Raw genomic sequence first — 270 nt, forward strand, 5'->3', positions numbered from 1 at the left:
AAAAAGCTTCCGCGCGGATTGCGGCAGGCTCGTGCGGAAGGCGCTCCTCCCTCAGTCGGTTTTGCAGCGCCTGCCGATCGGCGGCGAGGTAGTTGAGGTGCAGCGGCAGCTGCTGGTCTGGCCGCTCTTCGTTCGCCAATCGACGAACCAGCTCGCGGGTGCCGTCCACCACGAAGACGCCGCAATCAACACTGTTGTTCTGCCGGGCCATGGCGGGTGTCACCAGGGTGGTCGCGTCCAGTCTTGCTGCAAGCTCTCGTGCAAGCGCGT

General features: G+C 64.8%; 1 pseudogene. It reads right to left on the bottom strand.

Annotation, left to right across the window (positions count from 1 at the left end):
* Positions 1 to 270 (bottom strand): annotated as a pseudogene (locus ACWGS9_RS35800) (hypothetical protein); the annotation flags it as partial.

The organism is Mesorhizobium sp. Arg314 (assembly GCF_053714275.1).